The sequence below is a fragment of the Nostoc sp. genome (assembly GCF_036919495.1).
Classification (GTDB): Bacteria; Cyanobacteriota; Cyanobacteriia; order Cyanobacteriales; family Nostocaceae; genus Nostoc.
This window is the reverse complement of record NZ_JBALBZ010000105.1, coordinates 15,892-37,367: the sequence shown is the minus strand read 5'-3', so window position 1 is coordinate 37,367 and position 21,476 is coordinate 15,892. Positions and strand designations below refer to the sequence as shown.

Annotated in this window: 19 protein-coding genes and 1 pseudogene; 5 read left to right on the top strand and 15 right to left on the bottom strand. The window is 40.2% G+C overall.

The genetic code is table 11. The features are described 5' to 3' along the window. The first annotated feature begins 9 nt into the window (after positions 1–9). On the top strand, positions 10–1,554 hold the full coding sequence (gene xisF / locus V7K25_RS15100) for a fdxN element excision recombinase XisF (RefSeq protein ID WP_335159201.1): 1,545 nt from the start codon (positions 10–12) through the stop codon (positions 1,552–1,554). Here xisF and V7K25_RS15095 read toward each other — a convergent pair. Together V7K25_RS15095 and V7K25_RS15090 are read right to left on the bottom strand one after the other, a co-directional pair. After that, positions 1,551–1,688 (bottom strand): hypothetical protein, encoded by a 138-nt coding sequence (locus tag V7K25_RS15095; protein WP_335159199.1) that lies wholly within the window; start codon positions 1,686–1,688, stop codon positions 1,551–1,553. The genes xisF and V7K25_RS15095 overlap by 4 nt on opposite strands. 290 nt (positions 1,689–1,978) lie before the next feature. After that, a complete protein-coding gene (locus V7K25_RS15090) occupies positions 1,979–2,227 on the bottom strand; it encodes a hypothetical protein (RefSeq protein WP_335159197.1) in 249 nt (82 codons plus the stop codon). 243 nt (positions 2,228–2,470) lie between these two features. Here V7K25_RS15090 and V7K25_RS15085 point away from each other — a divergent pair, with 243 nt between their 5' ends. The 4 genes and pseudogenes from V7K25_RS15085 to V7K25_RS15070 all read left to right on the top strand — a co-directional run. Continuing rightward, entirely contained in the window at positions 2,471–2,653 is a 183-nt protein-coding gene (locus tag V7K25_RS15085) for a hypothetical protein (protein WP_335159195.1), read from the top strand. Between the two features lie 167 nt (positions 2,654–2,820). After that, positions 2,821–3,117 carry a transposase gene (locus V7K25_RS15080; protein WP_335159193.1) on the top strand — a complete coding sequence of 99 codons (297 nt, stop codon included), beginning with the start codon at positions 2,821–2,823 and terminating at the stop codon, positions 3,115–3,117. After that, positions 3,101–3,421, top strand: coding sequence for a transposase (locus V7K25_RS15075; protein WP_335159191.1), 321 nt, complete (start codon positions 3,101–3,103; stop codon positions 3,419–3,421). Before V7K25_RS15080 ends, V7K25_RS15075 begins: the two co-directional genes overlap by 17 nt. 16 nt (positions 3,422–3,437) lie before the next feature. After that, positions 3,438–4,012 (top strand): annotated as a pseudogene (locus V7K25_RS15070) (transposase); the annotation flags it as partial. Positions 4,013–4,126: 114 nt separating this feature from the next. On the opposite strand, the gene V7K25_RS15065 reads toward V7K25_RS15070, so the two are convergent. From V7K25_RS15065 to V7K25_RS15005, 13 genes are all read right to left on the bottom strand, one after another. Continuing rightward, the gene (locus V7K25_RS15065; protein ID WP_335159189.1) at positions 4,127–4,783 is read right to left on the bottom strand and encodes a hypothetical protein; all 657 of its coding nucleotides are present in this window, start codon (positions 4,781–4,783) and stop codon (positions 4,127–4,129) included. 677 nt (positions 4,784–5,460) lie between these two features. Beyond that, the gene (locus V7K25_RS15060; RefSeq protein WP_335159187.1) at positions 5,461–6,420 is read right to left on the bottom strand and encodes a glycosyltransferase family 2 protein; all 960 of its coding nucleotides are present in this window, start codon (positions 6,418–6,420) and stop codon (positions 5,461–5,463) included. 113 nt (positions 6,421–6,533) lie between these two features. Beyond that, positions 6,534–7,940, bottom strand: coding sequence for a glycosyltransferase family 4 protein (locus V7K25_RS15055; RefSeq protein WP_335159185.1), 1,407 nt, complete (start codon positions 7,938–7,940; stop codon positions 6,534–6,536). Between the two features lie 124 nt (positions 7,941–8,064). After that, entirely contained in the window at positions 8,065–9,327 is a 1,263-nt protein-coding gene (locus V7K25_RS15050; protein ID WP_335159183.1) for a glycosyltransferase, read from the bottom strand. A gap of 160 nt (positions 9,328–9,487) precedes the next feature. Next, positions 9,488–10,414: an NAD-dependent epimerase/dehydratase family protein gene (locus V7K25_RS15045; protein WP_335159181.1), complete on the bottom strand. Its 927-nt coding sequence runs from the start codon at positions 10,412–10,414 to the stop codon at positions 9,488–9,490. Between the two features lie 101 nt (positions 10,415–10,515). Beyond that, positions 10,516–11,793, bottom strand: a complete 1,278-nt coding sequence (locus V7K25_RS15040; protein ID WP_335159179.1) for a lipopolysaccharide biosynthesis protein — start codon at positions 11,791–11,793, stop codon at positions 10,516–10,518. Next, entirely contained in the window at positions 11,780–13,237 is a 1,458-nt protein-coding gene (locus V7K25_RS15035; protein ID WP_335159177.1) for a glycosyltransferase family 4 protein, read from the bottom strand. The genes V7K25_RS15040 and V7K25_RS15035 overlap by 14 nt, the downstream gene beginning before the upstream one ends. Then, a complete protein-coding gene (locus V7K25_RS15030; RefSeq protein ID WP_335159175.1) occupies positions 13,234–14,217 on the bottom strand; it encodes a glycosyltransferase family 2 protein in 984 nt (327 codons plus the stop codon). The genes V7K25_RS15035 and V7K25_RS15030 overlap by 4 nt, the downstream gene beginning before the upstream one ends. Before the next feature lie 166 nt (positions 14,218–14,383). Continuing rightward, positions 14,384–15,346, bottom strand: a complete 963-nt coding sequence (locus V7K25_RS15025) for a glycosyltransferase family 2 protein (protein ID WP_335159173.1) — start codon at positions 15,344–15,346, stop codon at positions 14,384–14,386. Positions 15,347–15,466: 120 nt separating this feature from the next. Continuing rightward, positions 15,467–16,312, bottom strand: a complete 846-nt coding sequence (locus V7K25_RS15020; RefSeq protein ID WP_335159171.1) for a class I SAM-dependent methyltransferase — start codon at positions 16,310–16,312, stop codon at positions 15,467–15,469. Between the two features lie 19 nt (positions 16,313–16,331). After that, positions 16,332–17,804 carry an O-antigen ligase family protein gene (locus V7K25_RS15015; RefSeq protein ID WP_335159169.1) on the bottom strand — a complete coding sequence of 491 codons (1,473 nt, stop codon included), beginning with the start codon at positions 17,802–17,804 and terminating at the stop codon, positions 16,332–16,334. Further along, a complete protein-coding gene (locus tag V7K25_RS15010; RefSeq protein ID WP_335159166.1) occupies positions 17,794–19,992 on the bottom strand; it encodes a GumC family protein in 2,199 nt (732 codons plus the stop codon). Before V7K25_RS15010 ends, V7K25_RS15015 begins: the two co-directional genes overlap by 11 nt. 173 nt (positions 19,993–20,165) lie before the next feature. Then, positions 20,166–21,356: a glycosyltransferase family 4 protein gene (locus V7K25_RS15005; protein ID WP_335159164.1), complete on the bottom strand. Its 1,191-nt coding sequence runs from the start codon at positions 21,354–21,356 to the stop codon at positions 20,166–20,168. Positions 21,357–21,476: the final 120 nt, after the last annotated feature.

The following is a 21,476-nucleotide window of genomic DNA, read 5'->3' as shown; positions in this document are numbered from 1 at the left end:
TGCGTTGTTATGGAAAATTGGGGTTACGCAAGAGTTAGCGGTGAGGAGCAGCAGACAGATAAAGGTGCGTTGCGTAAACAAATAGAACGCTTGCAGGATGCTGGATGTTCAAAAGTATACTGGGATATTCAATCACGGACAACCGAAGTCAGGGAAGGACTACAACAATTAATTAATGACTTGAAGACATCTTCAAAGGGTAAGGTAAAATCACTTCAATTTACCCGGATTGATCGTATCGGCTCATCATCGCGTTTGTTTTATTCATTGTTGGAGGTATTGCGCTCCAAGGGAATTAAACTAATAGCCCTAGATCAAGGTGTTGACCCAGAGAGTCTTGGCGGGGAATTAACGATTGATATGTTGCTTGCTGCTGCCAAATTTGAGGTAAGAATGGTGACGGAGAGGTTAAAGAGTGAACGTCGTCATAGAATAGACCAAGGAAAAAGTCACCGAGTTGCCCCATTGGGATATCGTATCCATAAGGATAAATATGTACGCGATGACTCACCATGCGTTTGTTTGTTGGAAGGGCAAAGAGAATTAATGGTGTCTGACCTAGCTCGATATATTTTTAATACTTTTTTTGAGTGCGGTTCAGTAGCTGCTACTGTTCGTAAGCTACACTCAGATTTTGGTATAGAAACAAAAGCTTTTGCTTGGAATAAGCCTGAAACAACTTCACGGATTATCAACGATGACGACTTAGATAAAATTGTATTTACACCAAATAAAGCTAATCACCCCTTGCGTTATCCGTGGTCTGGGCTGAGATGGTCAATTGCAGGCTTAAAAGCATTATTAGTAAACCCTGTTTACGCAGGAGGCTTGCCTTTTGATACTTACGTTAAATCAAAGGGGAAGCGAAAACATTTTGATGAGTGGAAGGTAAAATGGGGAACCCACGACGATGAGGCAATCATTACCTGCGCCGAACACGAACAAATAAAACAGATTATCCGAGGCAATCGACATAACCGATGGGCTTCAAGAGACGATAACGAAGTAAACCCGTTTTCTAATTTAATCAAATGTGCTCATTGTGGAGGTTCAATGACGCGCCATGCAAAACGGGTAAATAAGGATGGGCAAGCTATCTATTATTTTCAGTGCCGTTTGTATAAAGCTGGCAACTGTAGCAATAAAAATATGATTTCATCAAAAATATTAGACATCCAAGTGGTAAATTTCTTAGCAGAAGAAGCTGAACGGTTAGCGAACTTGGTTGAAACAGATGAGCAACCTGTTGTGGAGGAAGCCCCAGAAGTAAAAACTCTTCGCGCATCGCTGAATACTCTGGAAACGTTGCCACCCAGTTCAGCAATCGAACAAATAAAAAATGACCTCAAAGAACAGATTGCGATCGCTCTGGGAACAACAAATAATGCATCCAAACAATCCCTTATTGCTAAGGAACGAATTATACAGGCTTTTTCTAATAAAAGTTACTGGCAAGAACTTGAAGCTCAAGATAAACGAGCAATACTCAACGGCTGCATCAAAAAGATATGCGTAGATGGGAAGTTTGTTACAGCCATTGAGTACCGTTACTAGGCAGTTTTGTGTTTGGACTTTGTTTTTTGTTCTGGAATAGCCGAGGTAGATTTTAGCTCGGCTTTACGTTTTTCCCATTCCATAACTGTGCGAATTACCACTTGTGACCAAGATTCGTAAACCATAAGCATCATTGTTCGTTGATTTGAGAATAGCGAAAGTTGAAATTTTTTTTGTTCATCGCAAACTAGTCGCTTGAGATAAGAATGTTTTGAGACAACAAAATTTCAAAAGTAGTTTAGATATAGGAAGTGAAGAGGTAAAAAAGGTCTGAAGCAGTTGAGATAGAGCAATGTGGCAGTTTTACGGTAGAAAAGTAGTTGTGTTGCAAAAATTTTGTGAGGATATGCAACCCTGTTGAAGAATTAAGTTTTATGCAGCGACTTCAAAAAATTTGGTAACAAATTGTACTTGAGCAACTATATTAATCAAGTGTTTCAGCTACGGTATAAGAAGATTTGAGGCTTTGTAACTCCTGAAAGCTCAAAAAACGCAATTCATTCATCTTTTGCTTGACCAGACCTAAAAACTCCTTGAATTGAGGACAAGACTGACAATTTAGCTGATAACCTGGAATTAAACATTCACATACAAAGCGTGGTCTTTCTTGAAAAGAGCGATCGCAGTCATTACATAGATATTTTTGTACGTCATTGGATCTACCAAGTTTCACAAGCCGAGTGGAATTGCACCTAGGACACTAGGACATTCAATACCATAAGTTTTAAGCTGTAGTTGCCAGTCCTATAAAGCTTATTGCATAGCAACTTCACATCTAAGTTTATTTAAATCAAAAATTTTTTGAGTATTCATAAGTACAAATTAGAATAAACTTTCAAATTTTAAGAGTAACTTCTTTACAGCACTTCCTGCTGTTATAAGGTATAGTTAGTAAGAATAAAAATATTATCTTTTCATGAAAGCATATTCAATCGATCTCCGAGAAAAAATAGTTGCGGCATATATTAACGAGAAAATATCAATTCGGAAAGTGGCAATCAGATTTGCTGTTAGCAAAAGTTTAGTCCAAAAGCTGGTAAAGCAACAACAAGTGGATGGGAATTTACAAGCCTTTTCAGCGAGTTATGCCGCAGTTTAGTCATCTCACAAATGCTGAAGTAGAGTTAAGAGAACTGGTTGTAGAGAATCATGATGCAACAATAGTAGAGTTATGTGAATTATTTGCAGCGAAGACTGGAAATTGGGTAAGTCGAACTGCGATGTGCCGCTGCTTACAAAAATTGGGATTAAATCGCAAAAAAAACATTGCGGAGTAGTCAAGCAGCAACAGAAAGAGTCCAAAAACTAAGAGTAGAAGATTGGGAACAGGTCAGAGATATAGATCCAGATAACTTAGTATTTCTAGATGAAACAGGAGTTTTATTAGGTCTGGCAAGAACTCATGCGCGTTCGCAACAAGGAACAAGAGCTTATGACCAAAAACCATTTTACAGAGGCGCAAAAGTCACAGTAATTGGAGCAATTAGTATTAAAAAATTAGTGGCATTAATGACGATGAATGGCTCAATGGATAGCCAAGCATTTGATGGATGTATTCATTGAGAAGTTTTTAGCGCCTAAATTATGGACAGGAGCAGTAGTCGTTATGGATAACTTATCTGCTCATAAAGTAGCGTTAATTGAACCAATGATTGAAGCTGTAGGTGCAAAAGTTATTTGTTTATTCTCATACTCTCCTGATTTTAATCGAATCGAGTTATGGTGGTCACAACTCAAATCTTTTTTACGCATTTTTGCTCCAACTACAACAGAAATGGTTGACACAGTAATCTCAGTTGCACTCGACTTAATAAATCCTCAACATTTAAAAAACTGGTTTACTAATTGCTGCTATTGTACCTCTTAACACCGGGAAGTGCTGTATTACTCGTTTAAAAGCGAAAGCATCCATTAAATACTTAAAAATTTTCAGTTATGACCATTCTGTTAAAGACCGATTGATTCAACTTGGTACTGTTCGTGGTGGGGCACCAATGCTTACCTTACGTTTAATTGAAATCAAAGTCGGTAAAACTTGTTATTCTTACATTACTTCTGTTCTCGACCCACAAATATTACCACCATACGTTGTAGCAGATTTATATCGCAGAAGATGGAGAATTGAATCTTGCTTTTTATACGGTTAAACGTTTATTGGGACTGTGCTATCTGTGGACTGGTTCTATTAATGGTGTCAAATTACAGGTGTGGGCAACTTGGTTATTTTATGCTGTCTTACTTGATTTGGGAGATGCGGTAGCTGATGAATTAGCTTTACCATTTGACCGCATTTCTTTGGAGATGATAATTCGATTGTTTATACCATTTTAGTGTCGCAAATGAGAAAGGCAAAGCGGATGACCCGATTAAGTACTTTGCGGCTCCAGAGAATCAAGACTTAGGCGTGGTTAAATATTTCCGAAACGCAGTCTCTAGGCTGGATCTATCCCCTTTCCCTACACCCTCTTGACAAATGTGCAATTACCTTAACTTCTCACTGATGTGCTCATTATTTAAGTTAAATTCTAACTATAATTACTGTTGACAAAACTAATTTTGTCTTAACTTGTCACTACTGGATTGGCGGTGGGTTGCGACGAATTTGGTCTGCTGGCAGAGTAATCAAATTGAAAGCCTGCCAGTTGGTTTGAACGTACTTAAATTTCCCTATACCAAAGTCTTTATTAGTAGCAAATTTATTCCACCGTGCAGTTAAATTGAACCAGTAATCACCCCCCCCACTAAGAATGTAGCGAGCTTTAGAGCGATCGTCAGGCTTGTTAAAATTATCTACTACAAGTCGAGCTTGAACTGTGGTAAACATCCCCATCACATCAAGGGGATTAATAGATGCACGACTAGGTGGCCAAAAGTGGAAGTTGTAACCATTACCTGCTTTGACAGAGATACTTCCGTCAGATTCATAACGAATATCTGCTCCTCTACTAACATTACCGGAAAAATCTTCTCTATAGGCAGCCCCTTCTACCATCACAGAACTTTGCAGAATATGCCACTTTTTATCTGTTTTACTCAGATAGTAAGCCTTAATATTTTTTATCTGCACACGGGTGTTAGTTGCAGGGTTACCTTCGGCTGCTTCATATAATTGTCCCCATGCTGTCATTGCTGTAAAAGTACCTGGATTAGTACTACCTAAACGTGGCCCGGTAGCCCAATTCCAGTACAAAGGAATCCCATGTGGTATGCCCTCGTGAGGTGGTTGCATATCGTAAATGATAGTTTCAATAGAGTTGATTGGTTTGGGTGTCTCTGAATCTACCCTGTAGGGAAAACTGCTAGTAAGTATTGTAGTAAAGACGCATAGAGAAATAAGCAAAAATTTAATTTTAGGAAAATTAAACTTAAGTGTCAATTCTGGCTTTATCAAGGTCGTATGTATAATTTGTAGTCAATTTTGTAACATAGCATCTTTTATATGGCAATTTGAATAGTAATTATGCAAATGGAATATTTGATACAGTTAAAATACATTTGTACTATTAAATGGCTTGGTACTCAGCGCTTTCAAGCTAGCCATTCATGAGCGATCGCTTTTGTGACTGACTTTGGGGAGAAAAAAATATGACCAAAAAGAAAAGGATTGAGCTGCGACTTAATTTATTTATGGAGAATAAAAAATGTAAGGCAACATTATTCAAGCCCAAGATTTATCTGTGGGGTCTTCAATTTTAAATGAGAGAATTCCTTGTACCTTTTTGCTTAAGCAAGCTACGCGTAGCGTCTCGCTGAGAATGGACTGAAACTTATCCTGCAAATTTAGCTTCTAAACTTGCTTCTACTAAATTGGCGGTGGGTTACGACGAATTTGGTCTGGTGGCAGAGTAATCATGTTAAAAGCCTAAAAGACAGAGCAGAAAGGCTCTTTTTTTGACATGCATATCATTACTCTTTGCTACTCAACAGTAGCATTTTACTCTTTGCAAGTCGTACCTGTTGTAGCAGTGTTATTATCCACTTCTTGATCAACCACCTAATAAGACTTTGAGCGTAATCTTGTAATAAAATTTGCGGATGCAGACAAATTGCCATCCATAGCTTTTGACCAGCCTGATTGATCGTATCGATGCTATTATCCTGCTTTAAATATTGTTGTGTAACATATTGATAGATCCAGGCTAAACTTTGCTTTTTTAGATGTTTAAGCTCTGCTGGAACTGTTTGAAATGTTTTTTTAATGACCAGAAGACCATCATCCTCCATATGTTTGACTTTGGTAAATGACATTGAATTTGAAGATTGACGATAAAAAATTTGATGTTTCGGGACTACAACAAAATTCCAAGAAACTGATAACCGCAGCCAATAATCCCAGTCGGCACAACCTGCACAGACAGGATCAAAGCCTCCCACAGATTCAATTGCCTGTCGGCGAATTAATGGGTTGGAACCGCTAGCCAAAAAGTTATTAACTAATAAATTAGGCTGGACATCACCCTCAAAGAATATGGAAACTCCAGGAATTGAAGATTTTCCTTGCTCATCCATAAAATAAGTCCAGCTATAAGCAACTCCTGCCTCTGGATGGTGTTTTAGAGCTGCTAGTTGTAGCTCTAATTTATCTGGAGTCCACAAATCATCAGCATCAAGAAATGCAATAAACTCCCCAGTAGAATGAGATAAACCGCGATTACGAGCGACTGGAAGTCCCCCATTTTCATAAGAGAAAAATTTGATGCGCTGATCCTGAACACTCTGGGCTAGCTCAAGAGTATTGTCTGTGGAGCCATCATTTATGACAATTATTTCAAAATCTGCAAATGTTTGTTCTCGAACGGATTTGATAGTTTCAAAAATTGTATGTTCAGCATTATATGCAGGAATAACAACAGATATAGTTGGCATAATTTGGCTTTTCAATAAATTGTACACAACCTGTAAAATTGTTTATCATTAAATAACTGATGAGAAATTAAGAACCACTGTACCCATCCAGAATATTCTCGGTTCAGCGTCCTCTAGTTTAAGAGCGTGTCACGGAGTTGCTTGCCAATAACTTCAAATGAAAAGCACTCTTCTGCTCGAAGCCGAGCAAGTTTGCCCAATTCACGCCCCCAAGCTTGATCGTCTAGGACACATCCAAGGGCTAATGCCAGGGCTTTCGCATTCTCACGAGGTACGATTAGCCCACCTGACGCCTCACCGTCTTGGAGAATATCAGATATACCTGCAACATCTGCTGCTACTACAGGCAGATTACAAGCCATTGCCTCAATAGGAGCTACTGGAAAGCCTTCTTTCCGGGATGCAAGAGTATACACATCGGCAGCTGAGAGGTATTGCAGAATGGCGCTGCGATCGCGTACATATTCATCTATCCATATCACGCCTTTTAGCTGCATGGTTGCAATGCGTTGATGCAATTCATTCGCATCGCTACCAGTTCCTACCAGTAACAGCCGCAAGTCTTTACCAAGACGTTCATCGCAGATTTGCTCCCAAGCCTCTAGAAGGATATCCAGCCCTTTTTGCCATATCTGGATGCGTCCATGATATGCCACTACCTGAGCATCGCTTGGAATACCGAGTGCAGAGCGAGCTTCATCGCGGTCATTAGCCCGCCATGTTGTCACGTCCATTGGGTTGAAAATCGGTATTAATTTAGTTGGTGAAACTCCATAAAAGGCTTGTACTCTCTGCCTCTCAATTTGCGAAGCAATAATTAAGCCTGAACTGACTCGCAATGACACCCAGCGAAAAGGGTACTCAAATGGACTCGGTAGCTTGTCACCTCCCTGGAAGGTGGCAAACACTGGCAAGCGCATGAATTTTCCCAAAAGCACGCAAACGTCAAAACGGGCATATTCGTAATCCTGACATAAAATAGCATCACAGCCCTGATGCCGTAATTCGCGAATGAGTAACCCCAATGGTGTAGATAGGTAAGAGCCTAAGCTCAGAACTCCATCCTTTAGGACTTGAAGTAGGGAAGGGCGGGTATTCTGAGTGCTGTTGACCTGAATACTCCCAGTAGCATTGGCCTGACTTGACTTGCCTTTCCACCTCTTCCAGATGTTGCCTGCTTGTCGTCGAACAGTACGATAGGCTCTATAAACCCTCGAAGGAGGCAATACACAAATCGTAGCGCCAGTTGGTACGTGCAGGAAGCGCGTTGTTTCAGAAACATGGGCTGAGAAGAAGAAGATAACTGTTCGTACACCAACTAGTTGAAGAGACTCAATGTAGTTAAACTGCCAGCCGCCAGTCAACTCTTTGCAATATGTCTCAAGCGACATTCCGATCGTGTCGAAAAAGTCCTCGAATAGGTCACAACAGGGCAGTAAGGCAATTGTTGGCTGCGGTTTAGCGTTCGTAAGTGACAACTCCTGACTAACTATTTCATTATGTTTGAGTATTTGAGGCATAGACTCAATAGTAAAATTAAAATTTGGGAGATCGGTGTCAATCTGAAAGAATGAGTTCAGCAAATTCCATTCTGCTTAGAATTTGTCCGTCCTTACAATCCTTAAATGAGGTCTTGCTTTTAAACTACAAAAAATTATTAATGCCAAACATTTCATCAAGCTTTAAATAAATCGCTGGTGTTGAGTATTCCTGCTCAAAGGTTATTTTTACTTCCCGCGAAAGCTTAGTAGCGAAGTGGAAATCTGTTAGTAAACTTAGAATATGATTTGCAAATTGGACTGGATTGTCATTAATTAAAGCATTAATACCATCCTGCAAAAATAGAGCCGAAGCACAGACATGGGTAGTTACAATAGGTAATGAGTAAGACATTGCTTCTATAATCTTGACTTTCGTTCCGGCTCCAGTTAGCAGAGGGCAAATGAATAATTTGGACTGCAAATGAAGTTCTGAAAGGTCTGGAACATATCCCAACAATTTAACATTTTTACTGTAGTTTGCATCAACTTGAATATATTCACAAATCTTACCTGCTATGGCTAGTTGAATGTTTGGTCTAGCTTGCACAACAAGGGGAAAAATAGAATTTAGAAAGAATTTAATTCCATCTTCATTAGGTGGATTATGATTACCAACAAATAATAAGTCATACTTGAAAGTTCTATCTTGATATGTCACTTGCTCTGAATTATATATGAGGCTATCAACTGGATGGGGAATTGATTGCATTTTGTGGGATGGCAAGTGTGTTGCAAGAATAGAGAATTCATAATTAGAGTCAGAGATAATAGTATTAAATTTGTCCAGTAAAATTACTTCCTTTATAAAATTTGATTCATAATCAAACTTCAAACCATTAAAAGTAGAACGGTCTTTGATCATCGCATGCAGTCTACAGCAAATATCATGAGTATCAATTATAGTGTGAGGAGTTAAAGGGGATTTAATATCTGCTGCTAAATGAGCAAAATTTAAGGTATTGATCCATATAAAGTCATATGCGTTCCGATTAACTAAATTATTAACAAATTTCACATAGCCTGGAGGAGCATAGTAATCTGAATCAACAGGTATTTCTTCGCCTAGTAATTTGTTATAGTACAAAGATTTGCTGCGACTCGATAACTGATCATACAAATTGTATCTGCCTTCGTATACGAATACATTATCTACAAATTTTAGAGCTTCTTGCGTTTGTTCTACGCCCCATCTTGGATTGACCCATGTATCTCTAAACTGATTGGCTGCAACAACATCTATACTGATAGAATCTTTTCGATTATTGAAATATTTCAGCATCCCTAAAATCCTACGCTGAGAGCCATAATGTAAAGGCGTAAGTGGTACTGGTAGATGAAATAGTATTTTCTTTCTTGCCTGGTTCATCAAATCTAGGTTCCTAATTCAGAAATAATCTATAGCCGAAGTCAGAATTCAGAGAGAGAATGCTTAACTGTTAAGACTTACATGAATCCTCAATGTCGTAGCCGCCCTGTCAACTGCTATATCTATGTATTTGTAGTTATGGGGAAATAAGCAATCTCTGTCATACACCCACTAACTCTGCAAGACACCAATTTGCAAAGGTTTTAACACCACGTTCCAATGCAACAGAAGTGGTAAATCCCAATTCTTCTAGTTTTGAGATATCTGCCTTCCAATTCAACGGTGTTCCAGAAGGAACTACGCCATCAAACTGAGGTATGCAATTAGACTCTAGAGAGTTTGAAATTGAGGTAACAAGTTCTCTAATTGTTACCTCTCGCCCGCTAGCTAGGTTATAAACCTCACCTTGCATCAGTGCATCACAAGCAATCACTCTAAAGGCCTTAGCAATGTCTAGAGCATGAACAAAGTCACGGCTTTCATATCCTGTACCCTGAAGAACCAATGTTCTTCCACTTATTATTTTCTGGCAAATATCCCATAACACCTGACGACGTAGCCCTGGTCCATAGGCTGAAAATATTCTCACGCTAGCAGTTGGCAACCCATATATCTGTGAAAATTCCTTGCATAGCGTCTCACCTTGTAACTTGTGAAAGCCATAAGGAGAAAGGGGCGCTGGAATTTGAGTTTCGCTGATTGGAAGTAACCCCGGATTACCATAAACTGCTGCACTGGAAAGGTAAATGAACCGACAACCCGGCACGGCTAAACGGAGAGCATTCAAAACTTCATAAGTGACAACAGTATTAGTATAGAAATCAGGCGTTGGCTCCGACATGGATAAGCTTGGTGCAGCACGACCCGCACAGTGAATACACACATCGGGGCGGTGCTTTTGCATAATCTCACTCAACAGTGGATTAGGCAATTTTACTGTATAGTAAGCTGCCAAATTCGCCAGGGGTGCGTTCTCAGACTGAGAACTATCAATACCAATCACCGACCAACCTAATTCTGAAAAATGCCGGACAACATAGCGACCGATAAAACCCGCTGTGCCAGTAACCAAAATATTGTTCGCCATAGCTTTGTTGCATGAATTAGACAAGAGAAAGTTAATTAAAAGACTTGAATATGGCTTTCGTAATTTCCGATTACGCAGTCTATTAAATTGGTATTTAACTATTAATTATCCATAAAATTAGTAGAAAATACGTATTTATTAAATACATATTGGTGAGTCCAGATCGTAAAAGCAGGTAATATTAGTAAATGAGAAATCAAAACTGCTGCGGCTACCCAAAATATTCCCCAATTAACTGCTATGAGTATGGAAACTGCAAATATTGTGGTAAAAATTAAGTCTAGATAAAGCGTAATATGAGTTTTATTGACAGCATTTAGTAATATAGAAGAAGCCCAGTTATAGGTTCGAGGTAAAACCGAAAGACAGACCATGATTAAAATTGGGACTGCTGTTATCCACTTTTGACCAAATATGATTGGAACATAAACTGGAGCCAAAAGAGATTGTAAGATAATCAAAGGTATTACAACTAATGAAACTTTTTTAAGACTGCTAAAATAGCTTTTTTTTAACTGGATGTAATCTGCACGAAAAGCACAAATATGGGGAAATAAAGCCACCATAAATGTATTGATAACATTCATAGTTATTCCTAATCCAGCATTGAAGGCAAAATAGTATATTCCTAATGCATCGACACCCAGAAATCTGCCGATAATTAAGTAATCTAAGTTTCCCCTTAGTTTACTCAAAAACTCAGCACCGAGTAGATTTTTGCCAAAATTGAGAATCTCCTGCCATCGCTCTAATTTAAAGGATTTTGGAGGTCGCCAAGAATGATTCATCCAGCTAATGACAATCCAGACTGGAGTTGTCAGAACCATAGACCAAACTATTGCCCATACCCTCAAACCTAAAATTACTAGAATTACAATAATGATATTGCTGAGTAGTGACTGTGTGGCATTGCATAATGCTATTGCTTTTAGCCGATTTTCTCGTTCAATCATTGCCAAATGAACCATAAAAATCGGAAACATTAAGTAGACTAAAGCCTGGGTACAGATAGGAAGAATTAACTGATTATTTCCGTAAAATTGAGAAATTGGAAAGGCAGCAATACACTGAATAATAAAAATTGACCCACAGAGTATCCAGTTCAACCAATAGGATGTATTGCATAGAGTCTTGACATCTTGTTCATCAGCTTGAACAATCTTTGCTCCAATTCCACCTCTGAGGGTGAGAACGGTCGCAAAGTCAAAAATGGTATAAATGATTGCCATTAGCCCGTAGTCTTGGGGGCTGAATATACGAGCTAGAGTAACTGTTGTTCCTAAGCGGAAGATACGATTTACTAACTCTGCTCCTGCCAGCCAGCCAACATTGCGAATAAAGTGATCGGATGATATCTGTTTGAGCTTATTTATTAGCATCAGAATACGGGTATATTACAATTACATCATTGTTTTGCAAGCTCTGAGTCAGCAGAACATCACGCAGTTGCTTACCAACAGTCTCAGGCGAAAAGCAACTCTCTACTCGACATCTAGCACGCTTGCCCAACTCACGCCCCCAAGCTTCATCATCCAAAATCCGACCAAGCGCTAGCGCCAGTGCTGTTGAATCTTCGCGTGGCACGACTATTCCACCGGAAACTTCGCCCCCATCAAGAATGTCGGATACACCAAGAGCATCAGCAGCTACGACAGGCAGGCCACAGGCCATTGCTTCAATCGGTGCTACGGGAAAGCCTTCTTGTCGGGAAGGTAAAGTATAAACGTTAGCTGCTGAAAGGTATTGCTGAATAATATTGCGATCGCTCACAAATTTATTGACCCATATCACACCCTTTAGCTGCATGGTGGCAATACGCTGGCGCAATTGCTCGGCATCGCTGCCCGTTCCCACTACTAGCAGTCGTAAGTCTTTTCCAGGACGCTCATTGCACATTTGCTGCCAAGCCTCCAATAAGATATCTAGTCCTTTGCGCTCTATCTCAACTCGTCCATGCCATACAACCACCTTAGCCTTAAGGGGAATACCAAGTACTGCTCGTGCCTCAGTGCGATCGCTTGGCTGCCAAGCTGCTACATCTACTGGATTGAAAATACGAGCTATTTTGCTAGAGGGTATCCCGTAACGAGATTGGATTCGTCCAATCTCAGTTTGCGTTGCAACGATCGCACCTGTGCAGGCACGAAACGCCAGATTTCGTATAAGAACTTCCAGAAAGCTTTGGGTGCGATCGCCTCCTTGGAAAGTCGCAAATACTGGTAGGTGCATCAATTGCCCTAGAAGTACACAACTGTCAAAGCGAGCATACTCATACTCTTGACACAATATCGCTTGACAGTTCTCACGCCGCAGTTCGCGAGCTAATGATCCCAAAGGTGTAGATAGGTAAGTTCCTAAGCTCTTAGCTAAATCCTTAACGGGTGTAAGTAGGGAACGGCGGATTGTACTGTCATCCTGAATGTCTTTAAAAGATTGCGCCTCCCTGGCACCATAAAGATTCAGCAAATTACGCCGCACAGCACGATAAACATTATAAATGCCAGAAGGAGGCAGCACGCAAATCAAGGCACCAGTAGGTACATGAGTAAAACGCGATGGTTGATCGACACGAGCAGAAATGCAAAATAGTACCGTCCTGACACCGACTTGTTTGAGAGCATTGATGTAGCCAAACATCCAGCTACCGACAAACTCCTTACAGAAAGTCTCGAAAGAAATGTTGATGCTATCTAAAAAATCATCAATTAAATCGTAACAATGCAGTAAGGCGATCGTAGGCTCTGAGGAGTTACTCAAATAAGATAACTCTCTTTCATTTCTATCATGCTGCTTGGTAATTTCTAAACTAGAGAACTTGTTCATACTTCTAACCTCGGATCTTCTAAAGCAAGAGGTTTTTTGATCAACTGCAAAAAATAATTAGCAACTTTAATTGGCAGAACTAACTGCAAAAGCAGCTTGATGAATAATTTTTGAGTTGTTTTATCTAGTACAGTTTTAGGGTTTAGGCGGATAGCTGACCATAAGTGTTGCCGAGCAAGCCTTGCTCCACCAAGATTAGTACAATGTTGCAAATATAGATTGGCACAATAAATATGAAAGCTAGTGAAGGTATACCTTTTTAGATATTGAAGTTCTGGAGGCGCTGCTTGATATGCCTTTTCCATCGCAATGAGAGAAGCTTCTTTCATCACCTCAACTTTAGATGACATTGCCCCAGGTGTTCGACGATAGAGTATCTGGTATTTAGGTACTACGACAAAATGCCAACGAGCCGCTAGCCGCAGCCAATAATCCCAGTCTTCGCAAGATTTCAGTGTCGGATCAAACTCTCCCACTGAATCAATTGCTTGCTGACGTACTAGGGTATTTGAACCACTGTGAATAAAATCGCTAACTAATAACTTTTCATAAACATTGCCTGCAAAAGAATATTTAGGTGATGGCAGAAAGGATAAAGGTTTTCCTTGCTTATCTACATCCATGAAGCAAGTCCAGCTATAAGCAACTCCTGCTCCTGGATTCTGTTCCAAGACCATCAATTGTCGTTCCAGCTTATCGGTTGTCCATAAATCATCAGCATCAAGAAAGGCAATAAATTCACCATTGGCATGAGAGATACCGCGATTACGAGCTACTGGAAGCCCACCATTTTCATAGGAAAAAATCTGCAATCGCTCATCTTTGATACTCTGAACTATTTCTCCAGTCCTGTCTTTTGAGCCATCATTAATTACAATTAACTCAAAATCCTGAAAAGTTTGTTGTTGAACAGATGCTATGGTTTCCCTAATAGTTTGTTCAGCATTGTAAGCAGGAATAATAACAGAAACTTTAGGCATAGTCTAAAGGGAAGCCACGACGGGTGATAGTTTGTTCAGCATTGTAAGCAGGAATAATAACAGAAACTTTAGGCATAGTCTAAAGGGAAGCCGCGACGGGTGAAAGCCAGATTATTTCAAGTATGCTTACGCCGTGTTTGCGCTCGCATCTTAGAAAATGTATGACTTAATGTATAAGTTGGAATGTAAGGCGACGTAGAGCGTAAACCAGCGCCAGCAATTTCCCGTAATTGTCAGTTCCGAGCCGTCGCATTACCGCGATCGCCAAGCTTAGGCGAATATATTCTTTGGAGAAGCGTAACTGAGGGTAGTGGGTAATAGCTGCGGCGCGAAAATGAATTGCTAGCTTATAATCGCGATCGCTACTTTGCAAAGCTTTCCAAGCTGAACAGAGATTTATATAACCATAGCTGCGGTTTTTTAAATACATCAGTTCTGGCGGTACTGACTGGAATGCTTTCTCAATCACTATACGAAAAGCTTGTTCCATCACTTGCCAGTTTTTAGACATACTGCTGGAATGCTGTCGATATTGAACCAAAGGTTCTTTTATTACTGCAAACGGATAACGAGAAGCAATGCGAATCCACATATCCCAATCTTCAGCAGAGCGTAAATTTCTGTCAAATACCCCGACAGTTTCAAAACAGCAGCGACGAACCATAGCCGCACTTCCGCACCCAACTATGTTTTCCTCGATCAGCTTTTTCCACGCATCATTCTCGGCACAATATGCAAATACTCTCCCTGTAGATTTCCCCGTATGATCGACTAAAGCCGACCAAGTATAAACTAGACCTACTGTTGGGTTATATTCCAGCGAGTGTACCTGTTTTTCTAACTTGGTTGCTTCCCAGAGGTCGTCAGCATCTAGAAAAGCTAGATACTCTCCTTGAGCATGAGTAATACCTGTATTACGTGCTCCAGATAAACCTTGGTTTGCTTGCGAAATCAGTTTCACTCGCGGATCTACTAGCTGAGAAACCCACTGTGCAGTATGGTCTGAACTGCCATCGTTAACAATTAGTACTTCAAAATCAGTAAAAGTCTGCTGCAAAACACCCTCCACAGTTTCTGGGAGATAAGGCATGGCATTAAAGGCTGGAATAATTACAGAAACTTGAGGCATACTGCTACAATTCAAGTATGATAAATGGGCAACGTCAAAGAAGTTAAATTTTTCAGACTACCCAGTAGCTTTGAATTAATCTTATTTAGTTATGGAGGTTATTAAGGATAATTTTCTACTTTATTTCTTTGCTACGAGTATTACCCCTAATAAAGCTTTAATTGGCAGTGTATCAGCTAGTTTTTTTCTTAACGAAAACGGCATTAGACTGAGAACCTTTTCTAAACCTTTAATCAAAATTAATGGAAATTTTATATAAATTCCTTTACCACCAATATAAGCCGTCATTTTTGAAAATCCAACTGCACTTAATAGACTAGATAAATCAGTGTGAGTATATTCCTTTAAATGAAATCCTGTGGCGACTTCGTCAAAGTACTTAGAAACATCGTGTGGCCCAGTCAGCCGATTTGGTGTAATACAAATATAAATACCACCAGGAGCAAGCAATTTATAAATACTATAAAGTTGGTCAAAGGCATCTTCAGGATGTAAATGTTCCATCAACTGATTACTGTAAGCAACAGTAACCGTATTTTTAGTTACAGGAATATTGCAGCCATCACAAATTATCAGCTCGAAGTTTTGGGGAAGAGTTGAGTTTTTAGTGATTTCTTGAGATACATCAACTGCATAAACTTTTTTCACTCGTTTAGCTACTTCAAGCGATAACATACAATCTCCAGGGCCCACTTCTAAAAAAGTGGAGTCATCGTGCAAATATTTAACTATCAATCTCATCTTTCGAGCTACTTCTTTAGCAGAAGCTTTAAAATCAGCCTTGCGAATTAGTTGCGGATGATGCGGAACTTGCTTAAACATCTGGTCATAAAGGGCAGTATATAATTTTTGTCTATCCTCTCTATTAGAATTTAGCAACTTGCTTGCTAACTCTTTCTCTATTTCATAGTGCTCTTTAACTTGTTCAAATGTTCTACTTTCATCTTTCGGTATTCTGACAGACATAAATTATCCTTTTTTTCTGTTAATGATTAGTTAAATGTGAAACAGCTGCGCTCGGCATAGAATGAGCTGATGATGACTGAAGCTCATCCCAGTTCCACCCTGCAACTGCAATAAGCGTCCACCAGTACATGAAAAGCGTAGTATGACCCCAAATATTCTCTGTAATCATGCCAAACATCATGGCGAGCAGCATGGCTAACAAAGCCAAACAAAGCCTTTGCTGATCGCTTCCTTCAGGTGCCTGATGAAATAATTTGAGTAAATGCCATATTTGCGCTCCCAGAAAAACCAAAAAGGCAATTAGCCCAACAATTCCTTGTTCTGCCAATGCTCGCACGTACTCGTTATGAGCATAATTATGTAATACCGTTAATACAGAGCTAGTAAACAGACCATACCCCAATATTGGATACTGCTGCCATGCTTGTAGCAAATAAGTCCATTGAGCCAACCGCCAGTTAAAGCTGTTGTTATCGCCATTAGACAGTAGAATCGCTCGCGAAATGTCTATATGCGGATTGAGTAACGGAGTATCGGCAATCGATCCCAAGCGTTCCTGTCCCATCTCTGAACTAGCAAACAGACCTAAGAAGCTTGCAAGCAGGATAACCCCTCCCAGGAGATTCACCACACTCATCTGGGGTGTAATGATCACGAGAACAGCAATCACCATCATAATTAAGGCGAAAAGTGATTTGGTATTAACAAGGAAAAAAACTAGCGAACCCAGCAGAACAATCCAGGGGAAGCGCTGTCTCACTTGCCCTAACTTCCACCATGTCAGCAAGATAAACAGAATAAGAAAGCTTGAAAAGGTATTTGCCAGGCCCAACGTTCCTCGGATACGGGAGACTTCTGTTATCGGAGCGGCAATCTCTTCTGTAGCACCAACAAAAATAGGTGGAAGGATGGACGGTACAAATAACTGCAATGTAGCTACTGTCAGGGGAATAACCAATGCCCAAAACAGGCAGGAAATGACTTTCTGAGGACGAATGGTGTCCTTGAGTTGCATCACCAGTAAGTATACCATCAACCAAGAAAATAGGCGAATCCACTCGCGCATACTATTAGGTAAATATGAGCCATCCATTCCCAGTCCACCTAAAGGCAGGAGGATAACCCACAAGCTTTGTAGCGCTATCCAGCCAGCGAAGAACCACCAGAAACCATCTGTATATACCTTCCTGCGTGTCAACAATAGTACAGTCACATAAAGCAAAGTCAGAATGTCTACCCCAATTGCAAATGCAGCAGGTATTTGCTGAGATGAGAAAGGATCGAGCGAGCTACGTAGAATTAACAAACCTAGTACAGTTTGCTCAAAGCTCGTAAAAAATGAGATAACCGTCGCCACTCCAACCAAAGCGACTGCTAGTAAAAGGGGCTGAATGCCTGCGAGTAACCCTACAATAATACCAACCCCAACACCTAACACTCCTACCGAGAGTGCTAGATAAGAGAAGCGGTTTTTGTGGTGATTACTGACCATTTTTTAACCCCTTTGGTGACATAGATATCTGATTTCTTGCAGAATAATTCAGAGGACTTTCCAGAGAAGTAAGATGGTTTTTGGGTCTAAATTGAGCTTGGTAATCTTGTCGGGGATAGTAGTAAGACTTTCTAGTCTGATTTTTTATGCCATTTACAACTACTCCTAGAATAGATAGGCGATTTTCTATTAATTCTGAGACAGACTTTTGTAATACTCCCTTGTGAGTAAAACTTGGGCGTGTAACTATTATGACTCCATCACTTTGCTGGGTTAATGTAGCTGCATCAGCAAAATCCCTGAGTGCGGCAGTATCAATAATAACTAAATCATATTTGGTTGCGGCTTCTGCTATGAGAGACTCGATAGCAGCTGACTCTAACAATTGTGATGGACGCGTATGTAGTTCCCCACAAGTCAATATCGACAGGTTTTTAATATCTGTTCGCTGTACGGCTTCTAATAAGGTTTTATTACCGCTAATTACCTCAGTAATCCCAGGATTGGCAGCTAAATCAAACAGCCTGTGCTGCACAGGTTTATGCAAATCTGCATCAATAATTAATGTCCGCCGAGATAACATGGCTGAGACAGCAGCTAAGTGGGAAACTACCACTGATTTTCCCTCTCCGCAGATGCTGCTGCTAACAACAATGACCCTTGGTTTATGAGTACTACGAAACTCTAATGTTTTCAAAAGCATACGATAAGGCTCAACCAAGGCAACATCATCCAAGAATTGTTCAGATGGTTCAAGATTAAGCATTGTCACAGGCAAAGGCGGCAAGACTCCAAGCACTGGTAGCTTGAGCAATTCTTCTACTTCTGAGCCATCATGTAGCCTGTTATCTATGAGTTCCAGCAGCAGCACAACCCCAATGGCTAAAATAGCCCCAAAGAAAGTGGCAATCACCAGCACAGCTGCTTTTTTGGGTGAAGTAGGCGATGTTGGCGGTTGCGCTTCATCTATAATTCGGATATTGCTAACCTTCTGGGCTTCAGCAATACGTGCTTCTTCCAGCTTGCTTTGTAGCATATTTAGGGAGGTCGCAGCCTGTTCGCGTTGACTAACAAGCGCGCTTAGTGGTAGCTCTTTAATTGGTAGTTGTGCAAGGCGAGTCTGGAGATTAGCTTGGAGAGATTGGACAGATTTGAGCTTATTCTCAATTGCCAAGCGCTCAATCTCATTAACTATCAGCTTGGAGCTGAGTTCTTGACTAAGTGAATCGGATGCGACCTTACTAGGGGAGATAGTTTCATTCCGGGGTGACACACGAGCCAATTCTTGAGTGTACAAAGTGCGAATAGAATTTCGTTGCTCAATCAGCTTGATGACAGTAGGATGGTTTTCTGTAAAGCGCAAACGAGTTTGGATGATTTGTGTCTCTAAATCTGCTAACTTGATGCGTAAATTCTTGACCTGTTCATCTTGACCACTGCGTACAGATGCATAAGCCTTGTTTATGGTTTTAGCATCAGTAATTTGCCGCAAGGATATGTCACGAGACTTTGCCTCTTGCAGTTGGGCAACTAGAGCACGTTCCTGGTCTTCCAGATTGGCTAAACTGAGTACCAAACTTTTCGTTTGGTCATCAATAGAAATAAGTCCACTTTTTTGCCTATATCTGTTTTCAGCAATTTCTGCTCTTTGTAGTTTTTGGCGAGCTAATGGTACTTCTTTTTGTAAAAATTCGCGTACTTTGGTAGCCTCTGAACTGATGGCTTTAGCATTTTCCTCAACCATCGTCTGGGAGATAGTATTCAGTAGTTCAGCTGCGAAATTTGAGTCTCGACCTTCATAGGTTAGTTCTAGAATATTAGTAGCAGGAACAATTTTTACCTTTAGCCCTCTCCTGATTTCTGAAACTGTGAGTTGGTTTTGAGGTAAATCATTTTTGACTTGTACTATTGCTTTTTCTAAAACAGGTTGTGACTTAACAAACTCTGCTTGGTCAGCCAGTGGGCTAGGGCCACCAGCTGTACCTGAAGGTACTTGTGTCAGGTCGCGACCTAATTCGGAAATGCTTACCCGTTTCTCATCAAGCATCAGTCGTGCTGAAGTTTCATACGAATGTGGGGTAACTGCAAGGTAAACAACTGAAGTGCCAATCGTGGCAATAAAAGTAGCTAAGGCAGGTAAACTTCGCCGCTTTGAGATTGCTAGTAAGGATGAGATGCCTTTTTCCATCACAAATGCCTTTGTCGACTTAGTATGTACATAACTAAAGCATACTTAAAGAAAGCTTACACTCCGCCATAATAACTGATATGTATGACGTTTTGTATAAATATATCAATTGTAGTTTTTAATTATTGATGAAGTAGTTGCTCCTTTCTTTTCTGGAATTAGACAAACAGTGCCTATTTTTGGCTGGTAGACTCAATAACTCTACTGTTGCTCAAGCCAATAATTATTGATGGCTCCGGTAATTTCAAAAGTGTAGAATACAGTTTTAGATGTTCAGTAGTAATATATCCCCAGTTATAATTCATCTGTACATACTTTTGTGAATTTCGAGCCATTGCTGCTAATTGTTGGGGGTGATGAATTGCCCAGTCTAAAGAATTAATGCACGATGCTAAATTCCCTGCTTCAAAAAGAACTCCCCTTTCCCGATTAATCAATTGCTGGTGAGGTGGGATGTCGCTCGCTAGTATTGGGATACCTTCTTGCATAGCTTCTAACATGGACAGAGGTAGTCCTTCCAAATCTGAAGGCAAAACAAATAACCCTGCGCCTCGGACAATCTCCCAAAGGCGAGATCCTCGGAGTTCATTGGCAAAGATAATATCTCGATTATTAGCAACTTTTTCTAATAGGTTTGAGGCAAAAGATTTAGTATCACTAACGCCTCCAACTAAAACAAGTTTCCATCCAGATGATTTGAGAGATGAGAAGGCATCAATGAGCAAATCAGGACGCTTCTCTGGTACTAGTCTGCCCAAAAACAAAATATAGCGTCCCTGCTGTAAACCTAATTGCTTGCCGTAGGAAAAATGGGGGTCTGATTCACCGTAGCTGGCAGGAGCATTGGGAATGTAGACTGTTTCTCTATCATATGTTTTCCAAAAGTAAGTTTGCAATGCTTCTGATACAGCAATTATTCTATCGGCGTCACGGACTGCGCTCTTCTCTCCCATTTGAATTAAACGGGTAGAAAAATTGCCCCACTTTGCACGTTGCCAGTCTAACCCATGACAGGTAACGACAATCTTTGCAGAGTTAATAATTCTAGGTAAAAAAGTAAACAAAGATGGGCCTAAAGCATGGAAGTGAACAATATTATAGTCTTTTGCAATAGACGCGATCGCTCCCAGTGCTGAAGTGGCAAAAGCATCTATCCCTCTAAAATCCACACTGGGTAGAGATATAACTCGAACGCCATCATAGTTATAATTTTCAAGCCAAGAACCTTGAGTGTAGGAGGAACGGGCAAATAAATCTACAGAGTGGCCTTGTGCAACTATCCTGGGATAAAGTTCCGCACAATAATGCTCAATTCCACCCTGCTTTGGAGGTAGACCTTTTGCACCGATTACAGCAATTTTCATAGTCAAAATTTACGCTCAAAAAAGGTGTACAACCTGATACTGAATACATCTTTAATGTTGTTTTATGGGTTTAGTTCAATATCATTAATTTTCTTCAATCAGTCTTTGTATTTGGTTTAA